The organism is Marinomonas epiphytica, assembly GCF_054780655.1.
In genome coordinates, this window is record NZ_BAAGVX010000002.1 from 201218 (window position 1) to 214364 (window position 13147).

Below are 13147 nucleotides of genomic sequence, written 5' to 3' on the forward strand. Positions count from 1 at the left end.
ATGACTGATTTTGATCAATTTGATAACGAAGAAGACCTCCCGAAAAGTAAAACCCAAATCAAAAGAGAAATGGAGGCCTTACAAGTACTAGGCAAGAAATTACTGTCTCTTAGTAAAGGACAGCAAAAGAAGGTTCCTATGTCGGATACTCTGCGTGATGCCCTTGCAGAGGCCGACCGCATAAAGCAACATGAAGCCATGCGCAGACACTTACAGTACATTGGTAAAATCATGCGCACCGAAGACCACGAAGCCATTGAGCACCAGGTCGCGTTATTTGACACTACCTCTGCAGCTTACAACAAGCTTTTTCATCAACTGGAACAAACCCGTGATACCTTGATCGGTGAGAACAGCAAAGCCGCGTTGTCAGACTACTTAGCCGAACACCCTGAACTTGAAGACATTCAGCAATTGCGTCAATTGATTCGCGCCTCACAAAAAGAAGTACAAAAAGGGGCCAATACCACCAACCGCAAAAAGCTATTTCGCTTTTTAAGAGAAGCCCAAGAAAAAAAATTGGGACTTAGTGACTAAACCCCAATTCTACGATGAAGCTGGCAGGGCATTTTATCTCTCACCCTGACCACTTCATTCGTGTCTATTTTTGCTACAAAATAGCCCACGCGCTCCCCTAACCCAGCTAATTTTTCACCATAAGGCGAAAAAAGCACACTGTGACCGTAAGTTTGGCGCTTCTCATTATGCCAACCACATTGATTAACCCCTAAAAAGTAGCATTGATTCTCTATAGCCCGTGCGGCTAGGAGTGTTAACCAATGAGCTTTCCCCGTCACATAGGTAAAAGCGGCAGGCACAAGGATTAGCTGAGCCCCTGCTTGACTAAGATCGCGATAAAGCTCAGGAAAACGCAAGTCGTAGCAAATACTCAAGCCCACCTTAACACCATCAATATCAATTAGAGTGGGATGCCAATCTGCAGGCTCAATAAAGTTAGACTCTCGATAATTGGCAGTGCTGTCTTCGACATCCACATCAAACAAATGCACTTTATCGTAATGGCACTGCAATGTCCCATCAGGAGCAAACACCCAGCTACGTTGCCGTACTCTATGATCCGCCAAAGGCTCCCCCATCTCATCATAAGCGTAGGGGTGAGAGCCAACGACAATATACACATTATATTGTTTTGCCAAACTGGCCACTTGTTCCATTAGGCGTAGTTGCTCTTGTGACTCCGCCAGGGCTCGCATATCCTTTCCACTGAACAAAAACACGTTCTCCGGCAACACCAGCAAACGTGCCCCGTCATTAACTGCGGCTTGCAGTAAGCTTTCAACTTGCGCAAAATTCTTACGCCAGCACTGACCACTAGTAAGCTGTAACCCAGCAACAATTAACTTGCTCATCTATTTATCACTTCGCGCATTCGGCTGATACTGAACCTGCTTGAAAACGGGCTCATCAAAGGAGCCGTTAACTAAGTATTTAACACTGGTAATTTTGGAAATTTTATCGCCCACCAATTGGTCTGTAATGTACAACAACCCAGCTATTTGTGGAGTCGCCCATATTAAGCCGGCTAAAGGTAGTGCTCCAGAAATAGGAAAACTGGCTTCGATTTCTTGATCTAATGTTTCGCTTTCAATATTCGCACTACCCTGAACGATCACGTTTGCAGTAGGAGACGTCACCTTGATTGGCTCTTGTGTGGTGACAACGCCTTGGTTTAGTAGTAGCTTTCCAGTAAATTCATCATAAGTAAAGCCCGGCTCATAAACATCGGAAAAATCTAAGGATAAGCGGCGACTTAGAGCACCGAAATTAAAAATACCTAGCACTTTCAAAAACGCAGGCAACTCCTCCACTTGTGAAAAGTTGCCATCCAAGGCTGAAAAGTTAATCCTTCCTGACGCAGAGGATCGATCAAAATAAAATGGATGACCTTGCCAACTCAACGCTAAATTTATGTCATATTCTTCAGAAGTCACCAAAGGCTGTTTGGAGAACTTTCCGGTTAACTCGGCCAAGTCTTCCCCTTTGACCGCAACCATCAACTCAACATTTGGGCTTATTCCATCATCCTGCCAAAACAGACTGCCATCAAAGCTAGCTGTTTCCAGTCGAGTTGATAATGGGTCTATCCTCAGACGGTCACCTAGATTAGTAATCTGCATTTGCCAATCCCCTAATGGGCGGTGATCCAAATACAACTCATCAATCGAGAAGCCCATAGTCGGAATTTGATTAGCATGCAAAATCGGGGTGCTTTTCTCTTCTTCTGTCGGTTCAGCAGGATCGCTTTCCCAACTTAGGAAACCAAAGTGTAAATGAGGTGCACCTGCTTTTTGCGAGAGCTCTAGATTAATTTCATCTGAGTTCACCTGCAACGAGCCCTGCTTAGACGGATAGACCAACTTGGCGTTATGCAAGGTATTTTGTTCATTGATTTTGAAATTATCGACAATGAGCTCTGCCTGCGACAACCATTCCGGAATATCAAAAAGTGATGCCGTTTCATCACTGTCGGACTGATTTACCTCTTCAATAAAGTAATTGATGACCTCAAACCAAGGGTCAAAGTCTACTTCAGACACTTCCCCCTTAAACACTAAACCTTTTGGTATCGTCGAACTTAGCGGTTGATCCTTATTAAAAAAGTATTCTCCGCCTATTAACTCACTGTCTCTAATAAGGAAACGACTCCGCACTAACTGCCCATAAACTTCATCTATAACCAAGTCGTCATCGTGCTGTCGAAAGGTTAATACTAATTGCCTTGCTTCTTGACTTGGCTTGCCAACCGGACTTGGCATGCCAATATCACCACCCACAAGATCACTTTTTAAAGTTAAATCCAGCTGCCCTTGTTGTGCCTGGTTAATTGCTAATTCCCCCTGATAATCAACAACACCATTAAATCTATCCAATAATGCATGAGGGACGGGAGTCAAGGACCAGCCAGCAACTTCTTGCAGCCCCACAGAACCTTGTAAATGACCTGTAATAATCAGCGCTTTATCATTTTCAGCAACACTAGAACTCAGTTCTAATACGGATCTGCCGCCCAGTCCATCTACCTCAAAAACACTGTCATAAACACCTTGATCTGTCTGATAATATAGCTGCCCTTTGACCACACTTAGGTTTAAATCTAGATCATTCATACGCAAGGGGTTATTGTTTAAATGGATCTCTAGATCCACAGAAGGATCACCTTGGTCAAAAGGCACAGCAACATTAAATTGCCCCTTAACAGGTTGCCTTAACTCCCAATCTGAGAAAGGTTGCAAAATATCCTCTGCTAACGGCGTGTCATTTAAAAAAGCCAATACCTTTTGAGCTTCTTTATCAACACTCCCTTTAACAATCAGCCGATCCGCCTGACCATCCACAATAGGCACTTGAACCAAGACGTCAGTCGTCGAGAAATCAGCAAAGTCCACTGACTCAACGAACACCGATACCCCTTCTTGAGCGAGATTAAATGTTCCTTTTACATTGGTTGCTTGTGGCCAATTTTCATCAAAACGAATATCAGTATCTGCCAATTTCATTTGTAGCCGAACAATCGGTTGAGCACCATCAACAAGCTCAGTGTTGATCATGAAATCCGCTTGCTCTACCACACCTTCGCCATTAAAAGCTTCGTCTACCCATTGCCTTAATTCTTCCCCCAACGCATTCGGAGGAACAAAAGTAAGCCTATCTTCCGCACTTAATTGGTCGGCGTGCAAATCTAGGGCAAACCAATCTGCCCCCCAGTCACGCACCTCTAAGCGAAAGCCACCCTGTATCAGAGCACCGTTACGGGTAACCGATAAGTCTTCACCAGTTATTAAAAAGTGGTCCATTAAGTTTTGCCACTTCACATACCCAGATAAATCATCCGTTTGCCAAACGGAATCGTATACAGTGTCAAACGACAGAGCACTGTCATGACCCGTAAAGTCAATGTAACCGCCACTCTGTGTTAGTGAAAAAACGCCATTAATACCCGTGGCTTTAGGTATGCCAGAATAACCTTGCACCGAAGCATCATTGAGATTACTTAAGTAATGAAAAGCAATTTCTTGTTCATCTTGCCAGATTTTCAGGGCCGCATTTCTCGCTAACCCCGTTGGCTGCAGACCTGACAAGATCTGACTAACCTGCCATTCTGGGTTAAGAAAGTGGCGAGCGAACTCGTTCGTAGCAGCTAAATCCATTTGATCAAAGCGTACATTCGTGCTTTCTGTGGTCCCTGACCATTGCACGACTAGGTTGCTATCAACAGTGTTTTCATTACCTAAGCTCGATAATGCAAGGCTCTGTACATCGACCCTTAAACTCGGCTGTAATAAATTTGCCTCTAATTTAACCCTAGGCTCAAGCTCATACTCCGCTTCACCAAAGGAGAGTGCAAAGTTGGTATTCTCTAGCTGTAATGAGATGCTTTCACCTACAGCCATATTCAGCCATAACTCACCAGCAAGGGCGATTTTTGAAAGATCAGGAAATTGTTCAAAGAATGGCAAACTGTTGGGCAATTCAATGGCGGGCAAGGACACATTGGCGGTTAAATCATAATCGTGAAAAAGACTCAACGGCTTAGAGATGCTTGCATTCAGCTTAATGGGCGAGACAGCACCATCAACAAACCAAGAACTGGTTAATAACGACTCTGCTTGCTGTTTTACTATGTAAGTCCCTGGGCTTATCAAGCTATGTGAACCGAGTAGCTCACTGTCAATGGACACCTTGGTATCCAAAACGGAGAAGTTTTGCTGGGAGGCAAGATAATCTAAAATCCGTTCCACCCCGACACTGGTATTCTTCGAGGCATCCACTTGCGCACCGGCCAATCGCCAATTACCAGATGTTTCTTGTAACGCGATATTAGGGTGAATAAACCGAATATAGGCAAATTTTGGTGTTAGGGTTAATAGGGATTTAACCGTATCTAAGCGCACCCGCAACTCATCAATTAATACCGCAGGCTGCCCAGCAACAGTAAGACGGATACCTGCAACGGACACTGTTGGGTCTATTCCTTCAAGCTGCCCGTCGATCTGATCGAGAGTAACAGGATAGCCCATTATCTGGCTTAAATTACTCTCAATTTGGGGACGATAATAGTCGAGATACGGTAAGGTATACTTTACACTGATGGTAAATATAGTAAGCACGAGCGAAAACACTACCGCTAACCAAAACAGTAGCACGATGCCTTTACGTATTAGCACCTTTAGCATTCACCCACACTCCTAACTATCTTAATACTACATCGTATTGGTCTTGCGTATACACAGCTTCCACTTGGAAGCGGATGGTTTTTCCTATGAAGGCTTCCAACTCGGCCACAGAGACGCTCTCTTCATCTAGAAAGCGCTCAACCACCGCAGGAGCAGCAAGCACAGTATAAGTCTGAGAATTATACGCCCTATCTGCGCGTAGAATTTCACGAAACACCTCATAACATACGGTCTCAGGTGTTTTAACCAAACCACCTCCGCGACATGATCGACATGGTTCACACAAAGTTTGTCCAAGACTTTCACGGGTGCGTTTGCGAGTCATCTCCACTAACCCCAACTCGGACACTCCGGTGATCTTTGTTTTAGCATGATCAGAGTCCAGCACTTTCTCAAGCATGCGCAATACTTGTCGCTTGTGCTCTTCGTCTTCCATGTCTATAAAATCAATAATGATAATGCCGCCAAGATTTCTTAACCGCAATTGTCGCCCAATTGAGGTTGCGGCCTCAAGATTGGTTTTGTAAATGGTTTCTTCTAAATTGCGGCTACCAACAAACGCTCCTGTATTTACATCAATCGTCGTCATCGATTCAGTTTGTTCAACCAATAAATAACCACCTGACTTAAGTTGAACCTTGCGCTCCAGCGCTTTATGGATTTCATCCTCTACGCTGTATAAGTCAAATATCGGACGCTCTCCTGGGTAATACTCAATACGTGTTTCTAATTCAGGAATAAAATCTTGGGCAAAAGAGCGCAACTTAACAAAGTTTTCTTTTGAGTCTATGCGAATTTTCTCAGTTGTTAGACTAACAAGGTCACGCATGGTACGCAGATGCAAAGGCAAATCTTCGTAAATCACTGACGGGGCTTTTGCTGTTTTCATGCGTTTCTTTACTGACTGCCACAAGCGAGTAAGAAACTTAATGTCAGCCAGGATTTCCTCTTCCCCAGCTCTTTCCGCAGCAGTTCTTAGAATATAGCCATGACGTTCGTCACCTGTATCTTTAAGAGCACAGGAGACTAAAGACTTCAAACGCTCTCTTTCTTCCTCGTCATCAATACGCTGACTCACTCCTACGTGAGCTTGGTCGGGCATATACACTAGGTAACGAGAAGGTATCGATAAATGGGTTGTGAGCCTTGCCCCCTTGGTGCTAATAGGGTCTTTGGTCACCTGCACAACCAAGGATTGACCTTCTCTTAGGTAATCACCAATTTGATCGCTCGGGTTAACCGCATCACGATCAGCCACTTCAGAAACATGAATAAATGCAGCGCGTTCTAAACCGATATCAACAAAGGCTGCTTGCATACCGGGTAATACTCGAACAACTTTACCCTGATAAATATTTCCGACAATACCTTTACGAGTAGATCTTTCAATATAGACTTCTTGTAGCACACCGTTTTCTACCAGTGCCACACGAATCTCCATAGGGGTGACGTTAATTAATACATCTTCACTCATTGATCGATTCCTCTAATGCATGAACTCCAAACTGTGCTAACAACTGAGCGGTTTCATATAAAGGCAAACCTACGACCGCAGAATAAGAACCTGTCATATGACTCACAAAAACGCTCCCTTTTCCTTGAATAGCATAAGCTCCTGCTTTGTCTTTGGGCTCTCCTGAATACCAATAATGCTCAATTTCCAAATCCGATATGGGTCTAAACGTCACTTGAGTGACGATGTTTTCTAGAACCAAATGCGTCCCATGTAGATCACAAAGACAAATAGAAGTCATCACTTGATGAGAACGGCCTGACAAGAGACTTAACATTCTTTTGGCATCTGCTAAATCACTAGGTTTACCAAGGATTTCATCTTCGACCACGACACTGGTGTCTGAGGCCACAAACACCTTGGCTGTGTGATTTGGAAAGGACTGTTGATACTTTTGTGCTGCCGTTATGGCTTTTTCTTTCGCCATGCGTAACACATAGTCGCCTGCCTTTTCATTGACATGGGGCGTCTCATCAATGTTGGCGGGAAATACTTCAAAATCATTGACTAATAGCGCCAACAATTCTTTTCTTCTAGGGGAGGCTGACGCTAATATAACCATGAAAAACCTTATCGAATAGAATAAATACGACGTACACTACGCAAAATGACAAATGACCAAGGCCATAATAACCCAGTAATAATGGCAGGCATAAAGATCATTAGTGTTGGCTCAGCATGCCCCAGGGAGTGATCAATCCAAAAGTCTATTAACTGATTTACACTGACTAATAGGGCAATAAAAAAGCCTTGCTGCCAGCGGTGATACATACGAAGCCGCTTATAAAACACGGCACAGGCAAACGCAATCAACACATAGGTTAAAGAGTGCTGCCCAATAATCCCGCCTTGCAACAGGTCTACCATCAAACCTAAAAACCATGCAATGCCCGCACCGACTCTAAACGGTAGAGCAATTACCCAATACAAAATAACCAATAAGGCCCACTCTGGGCGATACCAAACAAACTCTCCGGGAAAAGTTAAGGCTTCTAACATCAAAGCAACAATTAAGGTACAACCGAATACCAAACTAGGCTTCATTGTCGCTCCTCTTCTGATCGATCAATTAACATAACATGTCGGCTGCGACCTAATTGCGCCAAAGGCACCACATCGACATCGGCGTAGGCTTTGCCAGATACATGCCTTACGCTACGTACTACTCCTACTGGATATCCAGCAGGAAAACGCTCATCTAGACCCGAGGTTGTAAGAATATCGCCTTTTTTAATATCAACAGAATGAGGCACGCTAGACAGGGTCATTAACTTTAAGTCTCCAGTGCCACTTAAGACACTACGAAACCCTGTCCTCGCTAACTGGACAGGCACAAAATGACTCGCATCGGCAATAAGTAACACTCGACTACTGTAGGCGGCCGTCTCAACTACCTGCCCTAATACACCTGTTGCATCTAGAACGGGTTGACCAACATAGGCCCCAGAAGAGAAGCCTTTATCAATCAGAATACGGTGACTGTATGCGTCTTGGTCAAAACCAATCACTTCGGCCATGACGACTTTTTCATCGACTCTTTGGGAAGCATCTAAAAGTTCTCGCAAGCGAACATTCTCCGCACGCAGGGCATTTAACGTTTGCAAACGACTCCGCAACAAGAGCACTTCAGCGTTCAATTCTTGATTATCTTTTACCAAGCCTTCTCTGCTAGCCAAGTGTTCACTGGACCAATAAAAAAGTTTCTGTGGTGTATTCACAACTAGCTGGATGGGGGTAACAAGGAGAGTTAAGTAAGGGCGGATTGAGCTAAAAGCAGAAAAGCGTATATCAGCAACAATCATAGAAATAGACAAAATCACCAGCACAACAAAACGTGTGCTGGAGATTTTGCCTTTGAGATACAGCGAGTTTTTGATAACACTCTCCTAGCTATTACTCGTTATCAGCAGTAAAAAGCTCAGATGCGTGTTTGTCCATCATTTCTAGGGCCATACCGCCACCACGGGCAACACATGTCAATGGATCTTCGGCCACAATAACTGGCAAACCAGTTTCTTCACTGATGAGTCGATCTATTTCACGTAATAACGCACCGCCACCCGTTAATACCAAGCCCGTTTCACCAATGTCTGCTGCCAACTCTGGTGGAGATTGTTCTAACACCCCTTTTACAGCTTGCACAATTTGTGCAAGAGGCTCTTGAAGAGCATCAAGTATTTCACTGCTGTTTAGGGTGAATGAGCGAGGAATCCCTTCGGCTAAGTTACGACCGCGCACATCAATTTGCAGTTCTTCACCGCTTGCGTAGGCCATACCAATTTCTGTTTTAATTCGCTCTGCTGTTGCATCACCAATTAGGCTGCCATATTGACGGCGAACATAAGTCGTAATAGCCTCATCAAATCGGTCACCACCGACACGAATAGATTCAGAAGTTACAATACCGTTCAGGGAGATAATGGCGATTTCTGTGGTACCACCACCAATATCAATCACCATAGAACCAGATGCTTCTGCTACAGGTAAACCAGCACCTATTGCTGCTGCCATGGGCTCTTCAATAATATACACTTCACGAGCGCCAGCCCCTAAAGCAGATTCTTTAATGGCTCGGCGCTCAACTTGAGTGGATTTACAAGGCACACAAACCAAAACACGTGGGCTCGGTTTCAGCATGCTATTTTCGTGAACACGGGAAATAAAATACTGCAGCATTTTTTCTGTTACATGAAAGTCGGCGATCACACCGTCTTTCATTGGGCGAATCGCGGTAATGTTGCCCGGCGTTCTACCCAACATACGCTTCGCATCGGTACCCACTGACGCAACCGTTTTTTGATTGCCATTATGACGAATAGCCACCACAGATGGCTCATCCAGAACGATTCCGCGGTCACGAACATAAATAAGGGTATTCGCTGTTCCTAAGTCGATTGATAAATCGCTTGAAAACATTCCCCTGATTTTCTTAAACATGAATTTTTACACCCTGATAAATACGATACGAACAGCGTCAAAATGTAACAATCGCAGGGCAATTGGGCAAGCCGATTACTGTAAATATGTGAAAAGTAATCCTCTATTTTATTGTTTCTTGGGATTTTTTTATTTTCTTTAGTTAAGTTGCAGTTTTTCCACCTAGTGACTTTCTCGCTAACGCTCTTAGCGATACAATAGGAAATATTTACGATCAATAAAAACTAGGTGAATCATGTCCATTGATAAACAAGATGTGCAAAAAGTTGCTCACTTAGCTCGCCTCGCTCTCAGCGAAGAAGACGCTATTCAATATCAACACTCGTTATCCAGTGTGCTAGGTCTGGTGGAGCAAATGCAATCAGTAAATACTGATGGAGTAGAACCTCTTTTAAACCCACTAGAAAGCACTCAACGCCTACGAGAAGATGAAGTAACCGAAGAAAATCGTCGTGATGACTTCCTCGCCAACGCCCCTCTTAGCGAAGCGGGCCTATTTTTAGTCCCTAAAGTGATCGACTGATTAAAGAGCCAACTATGTTCCAACAAAGCATTTCTGATTTAGCGCAACAATTGCGCAACAAAGACATTTCAAGTGTCGAGCTGACGCAAACTTTTCTGGCTCGCATCAAGCAACTTGATAACCAATTAAACAGCTTTATTACAGTGACTGAAGAAACCGCGCTAGCACAAGCGCGTCAAGCGGACGAAAGCATTGCTCGCGGCAATGCCAGCCCTTTAGCCGGTATTCCAATCGCCCATAAAGACTTGTTCTGCACACAAGGCATTTTGACCACCTGCGGTTCAAAAATGTTGCATAACTTTTTACCACCCTATGAATCAACCGTGACTCGCCGCCTACAAGAAGCTGGGGCCGTGATGTTAGGCAAGACCAACATGGACGAATTTGCCATGGGCTCTTCTAACGAAAACAGCCATTTCGGCGCGGTCAAAAACCCTTGGGATCTTAACAAGGTACCAGGCGGATCTTCTGGAGGCTCAGCTGCGGCCGTGGCAGCGGGACTTGCGGTAGCCACGACAGGCACAGATACCGGCGGTTCTATTCGCCAACCTGCCTCTTTTTGTGGCATCAGTGGACTAAAACCCACCTATGGCCGCGTATCTCGCTTTGGCATGATTGCTTACGCTTCCAGCCTTGATCAAGCTGGCCCTATCGCCAAAACAGCTGAAGATTGCGCGCACATGATGCAAGCTATGGCAGGTTTTGATGCCAACGACTCAACCAGCTCAGAGGTTGCGACAGAAGATTATTTGACCAACTTGAATGAGCCACTAACAGGACTAACAATCGGGTTACCGAAAGAGTACTTTGGCGATGGCTTAGACCCTAAAGTAGCTGATGCGGTTATGGCCGCAGTCAAAGAATACGAGAAGTTAGGGGCGACCGTTAAAGAAATCTCTTTGCCAAACTTAAAACTGAGCATTCCAGCCTACTATGTTATTGCCCCGTCAGAGGCATCTTCTAACCTTTCTCGCTTTGACGGCGTTCGCTTTGGACATCGTTGCGAAGATCCAAAGGATTTAATGGATATGTACACACGCTCACGTGCTGAAGGCTTTAGCTCTGAAGTTCAAAAGCGTATTATGGTGGGCACCTACGCGCTTTCTGAAGGCTATTACGATGCTTACTATCTTAAAGCTCAACGTATTCGCCGCCTAATCAAAGAAGATTTTGTCACGGCACTAAAAGAAGTCGATGTTATTATGGGCCCCGTTGCTCCTACAACTGCGTTTGACCTTGGTAGCAAGACTGATGACCCTATCGCCATGTATTTAGAAGATATTTACACCCTATCTGTTAACCTTGCTGGCATTCCAGCCATGTCCATTCCTGCAGGCTTTGCCGATGGCATGCCTGTTGGACTACAAATAATGGGCGATTACTTTAGCGAAGCAAAATTACTTAATATTGCTCACCAGTTCCAGCAAAACACCGACTGGCACTTGGCAACCTCAGACCTGGCAAAAGGAGCAAACGAATGAATTGGGACGTTGTAATTGGCCTTGAGATTCACGCTCAACTTGCTACTAAGTCGAAACTTTTTTCAGGTGCCGCGGTAGGCTTTGGTGCCGAACCAAACACCCAAACCACTTTAGTGGATCTTGGCATGCCAGGGGCTTTGCCAGTATTCAATAAAGAAGCCCTTCGCATGGCGGTTATGTTTGGCCACGCTATCAACGCAGAAATTGGCATGACCTCTATTTTTGCGCGCAAGAACTACTTTTATCCTGACCTTCCTAAGGGGTATCAGACCAGCCAAATGGATCACCCTATCGTTGGCAAAGGGCATTTGGATGTCACTCTTGAAGATGGCACGACAACTCGTGTTGGAATTACCCGAGCTCACCTAGAAGAAGACGCTGGCAAGTCCTTACACGAAGACTTCCAAGGCATGACAGGCATTGACCTGAACCGCTCAAGCACCCCCCTACTAGAAATCGTATCGGAACCTGACATTCGCTCCGCTAAAGAAGCGGTGGCCTATGTAAAAATGATCCACTCAATTGTGACTTATCTCGGCATTTGTGATGGCAACATGGCCGAAGGCTCTATGCGTTGTGACATTAACCTTTCTCTGCGCCCTAAAGGCCAATCAGAGTTCGGCACTCGAACCGAAATCAAGAACGTTAACTCATTCCGTTTCATCGAGAAAGCCATTTATACTGAAATTGAAAGACAGGCAGACATATTGGAAGATGGCGGCCGTATTGTTCAAGAAACCAGACTCTACGACCCTGAACTCAATGAAACACGAAGCATGCGCTCAAAAGAAGACGCTAATGACTATCGCTACTTCCCATGCCCAGACTTATTGCCTGTTGTGCTGACTGACGAGTATGTCGAGACCATTAAAGCCAGCCTGCCAGAGCTACCGCGCCAGAAAGCCGCTCGCTTTCAATCAGAGTTAAAACTGAGTGAGTACGACGCTAGTATCTTAAGCGCATCTCGACCTCTAGCCGACTTTTTCGAAGCCGCATTAGCACTCTGCTGCGACGCCAAATTAACTGCGAACTGGGTAATGGGAGAACTCAGCAAACTCCTAAATCAGGAGCAGATTGAGATCACTCAATCACCAGTTTCTGCAGAAGCTTTCGGACAATTACTACTGCGCATTAAAGACAACACCATTAACGGAAAAACCGCTAAAGATGTCTTGCAAGCCATGTGGCAAGGAGAAGGCAGTGCTGATGAAATCATTGAATCAAAAGGCCTAAAACAAGTTACTGACACGGGCGCTATTGAAGCAATGATTCAAGGGATTTTAGACGCTAATACAGCGCAAGTGGAGCAGTACCGCGCTGCTGAACCGGACAAGCAAAAGAAAATGATTGGCTTCTTTGTTGGGCAAGTTATGAAAGCCTCACAAGGCAAAGCGAATCCAGGCATTGTTAATCCAATCTTGGCTAAGATGCTAAAAGGCTAATGATTGCGGCTCACAAAAAAGCACTGCGGAGGCAGTGCTTTTTTTTACCTGAGAAA

The 13147-nt window shown here is 44.8% G+C and carries 11 protein-coding genes; 4 read left to right on the plus strand and 7 right to left on the minus strand.

Annotation, left to right across the window (positions count from 1 at the left end; all coding sequences use genetic code 11):
* A complete protein-coding gene (gene yjgA, locus ACYVGZ_RS01475) occupies positions 1-537 on the plus strand; it encodes a ribosome biogenesis factor YjgA (RefSeq protein WP_460750164.1) in 537 nt (178 codons plus the stop codon).
* Here the strand turns inward: yjgA and ACYVGZ_RS01480 are convergent.
* Genes ACYVGZ_RS01480 through ACYVGZ_RS01510 form a run of 7 tightly spaced genes read right to left on the minus strand, consistent with a single transcriptional unit; the run spans position 534 to position 9645 of the window.
* Positions 534-1370 carry a carbon-nitrogen hydrolase family protein gene (locus ACYVGZ_RS01480; RefSeq protein ID WP_460750167.1) on the minus strand — a complete coding sequence of 279 codons (837 nt, stop codon included), beginning with the start codon at positions 1368-1370 and terminating at the stop codon, positions 534-536. The two genes, yjgA and ACYVGZ_RS01480, sit on opposite strands and share 4 nt — an antisense overlap.
* Positions 1371-5195 (minus strand): YhdP family phospholipid transporter, encoded by a 3825-nt coding sequence (locus ACYVGZ_RS01485; RefSeq protein ID WP_460750169.1) that lies wholly within the window; start codon positions 5193-5195, stop codon positions 1371-1373.
* Between the two features lie 16 nt (positions 5196-5211).
* Complete coding sequence (gene rng / locus ACYVGZ_RS01490) at positions 5212-6669, minus strand: ribonuclease G (RefSeq protein WP_460750172.1); 1458 nt, start codon at positions 6667-6669, stop codon at positions 5212-5214.
* Complete coding sequence (locus tag ACYVGZ_RS01495; RefSeq protein WP_460750174.1) at positions 6662-7270, minus strand: Maf family protein; 609 nt, start codon at positions 7268-7270, stop codon at positions 6662-6664. Before ACYVGZ_RS01495 ends, rng begins: the two co-directional genes overlap by 8 nt.
* Before the next feature lie 8 nt (positions 7271-7278).
* Positions 7279-7752, minus strand: a complete 474-nt coding sequence (gene mreD / locus ACYVGZ_RS01500) for a rod shape-determining protein MreD (RefSeq protein ID WP_460750177.1) — start codon at positions 7750-7752, stop codon at positions 7279-7281.
* Positions 7749-8585 carry a rod shape-determining protein MreC gene (gene mreC, locus ACYVGZ_RS01505; protein WP_460750246.1) on the minus strand — a complete coding sequence of 279 codons (837 nt, stop codon included), beginning with the start codon at positions 8583-8585 and terminating at the stop codon, positions 7749-7751. The genes mreD and mreC overlap by 4 nt, the downstream gene beginning before the upstream one ends.
* Before the next feature lie 16 nt (positions 8586-8601).
* A complete protein-coding gene (locus tag ACYVGZ_RS01510) occupies positions 8602-9645 on the minus strand; it encodes a rod shape-determining protein (RefSeq protein ID WP_460750180.1) in 1044 nt (347 codons plus the stop codon).
* A gap of 235 nt (positions 9646-9880) precedes the next feature.
* Here ACYVGZ_RS01510 and gatC point away from each other — a divergent pair, with 235 nt between their 5' ends.
* From gatC to gatB, 3 genes are read left to right on the plus strand one after another with little or no spacing between them, the layout of a single operon-like run.
* Entirely contained in the window at positions 9881-10168 is a 288-nt protein-coding gene (gene gatC / locus ACYVGZ_RS01515; protein ID WP_460750183.1) for an Asp-tRNA(Asn)/Glu-tRNA(Gln) amidotransferase subunit GatC, read from the plus strand.
* A gap of 14 nt (positions 10169-10182) precedes the next feature.
* The gene (gene gatA, locus ACYVGZ_RS01520; protein WP_460750185.1) at positions 10183-11649 is read left to right on the plus strand and encodes an Asp-tRNA(Asn)/Glu-tRNA(Gln) amidotransferase subunit GatA; all 1467 of its coding nucleotides are present in this window, start codon (positions 10183-10185) and stop codon (positions 11647-11649) included.
* The gene (gatB, locus tag ACYVGZ_RS01525; RefSeq protein WP_460750188.1) at positions 11646-13091 is read left to right on the plus strand and encodes an Asp-tRNA(Asn)/Glu-tRNA(Gln) amidotransferase subunit GatB; all 1446 of its coding nucleotides are present in this window, start codon (positions 11646-11648) and stop codon (positions 13089-13091) included. The genes gatA and gatB overlap by 4 nt, the downstream gene beginning before the upstream one ends.
* Positions 13092-13147 lie beyond the last annotated feature (56 nt).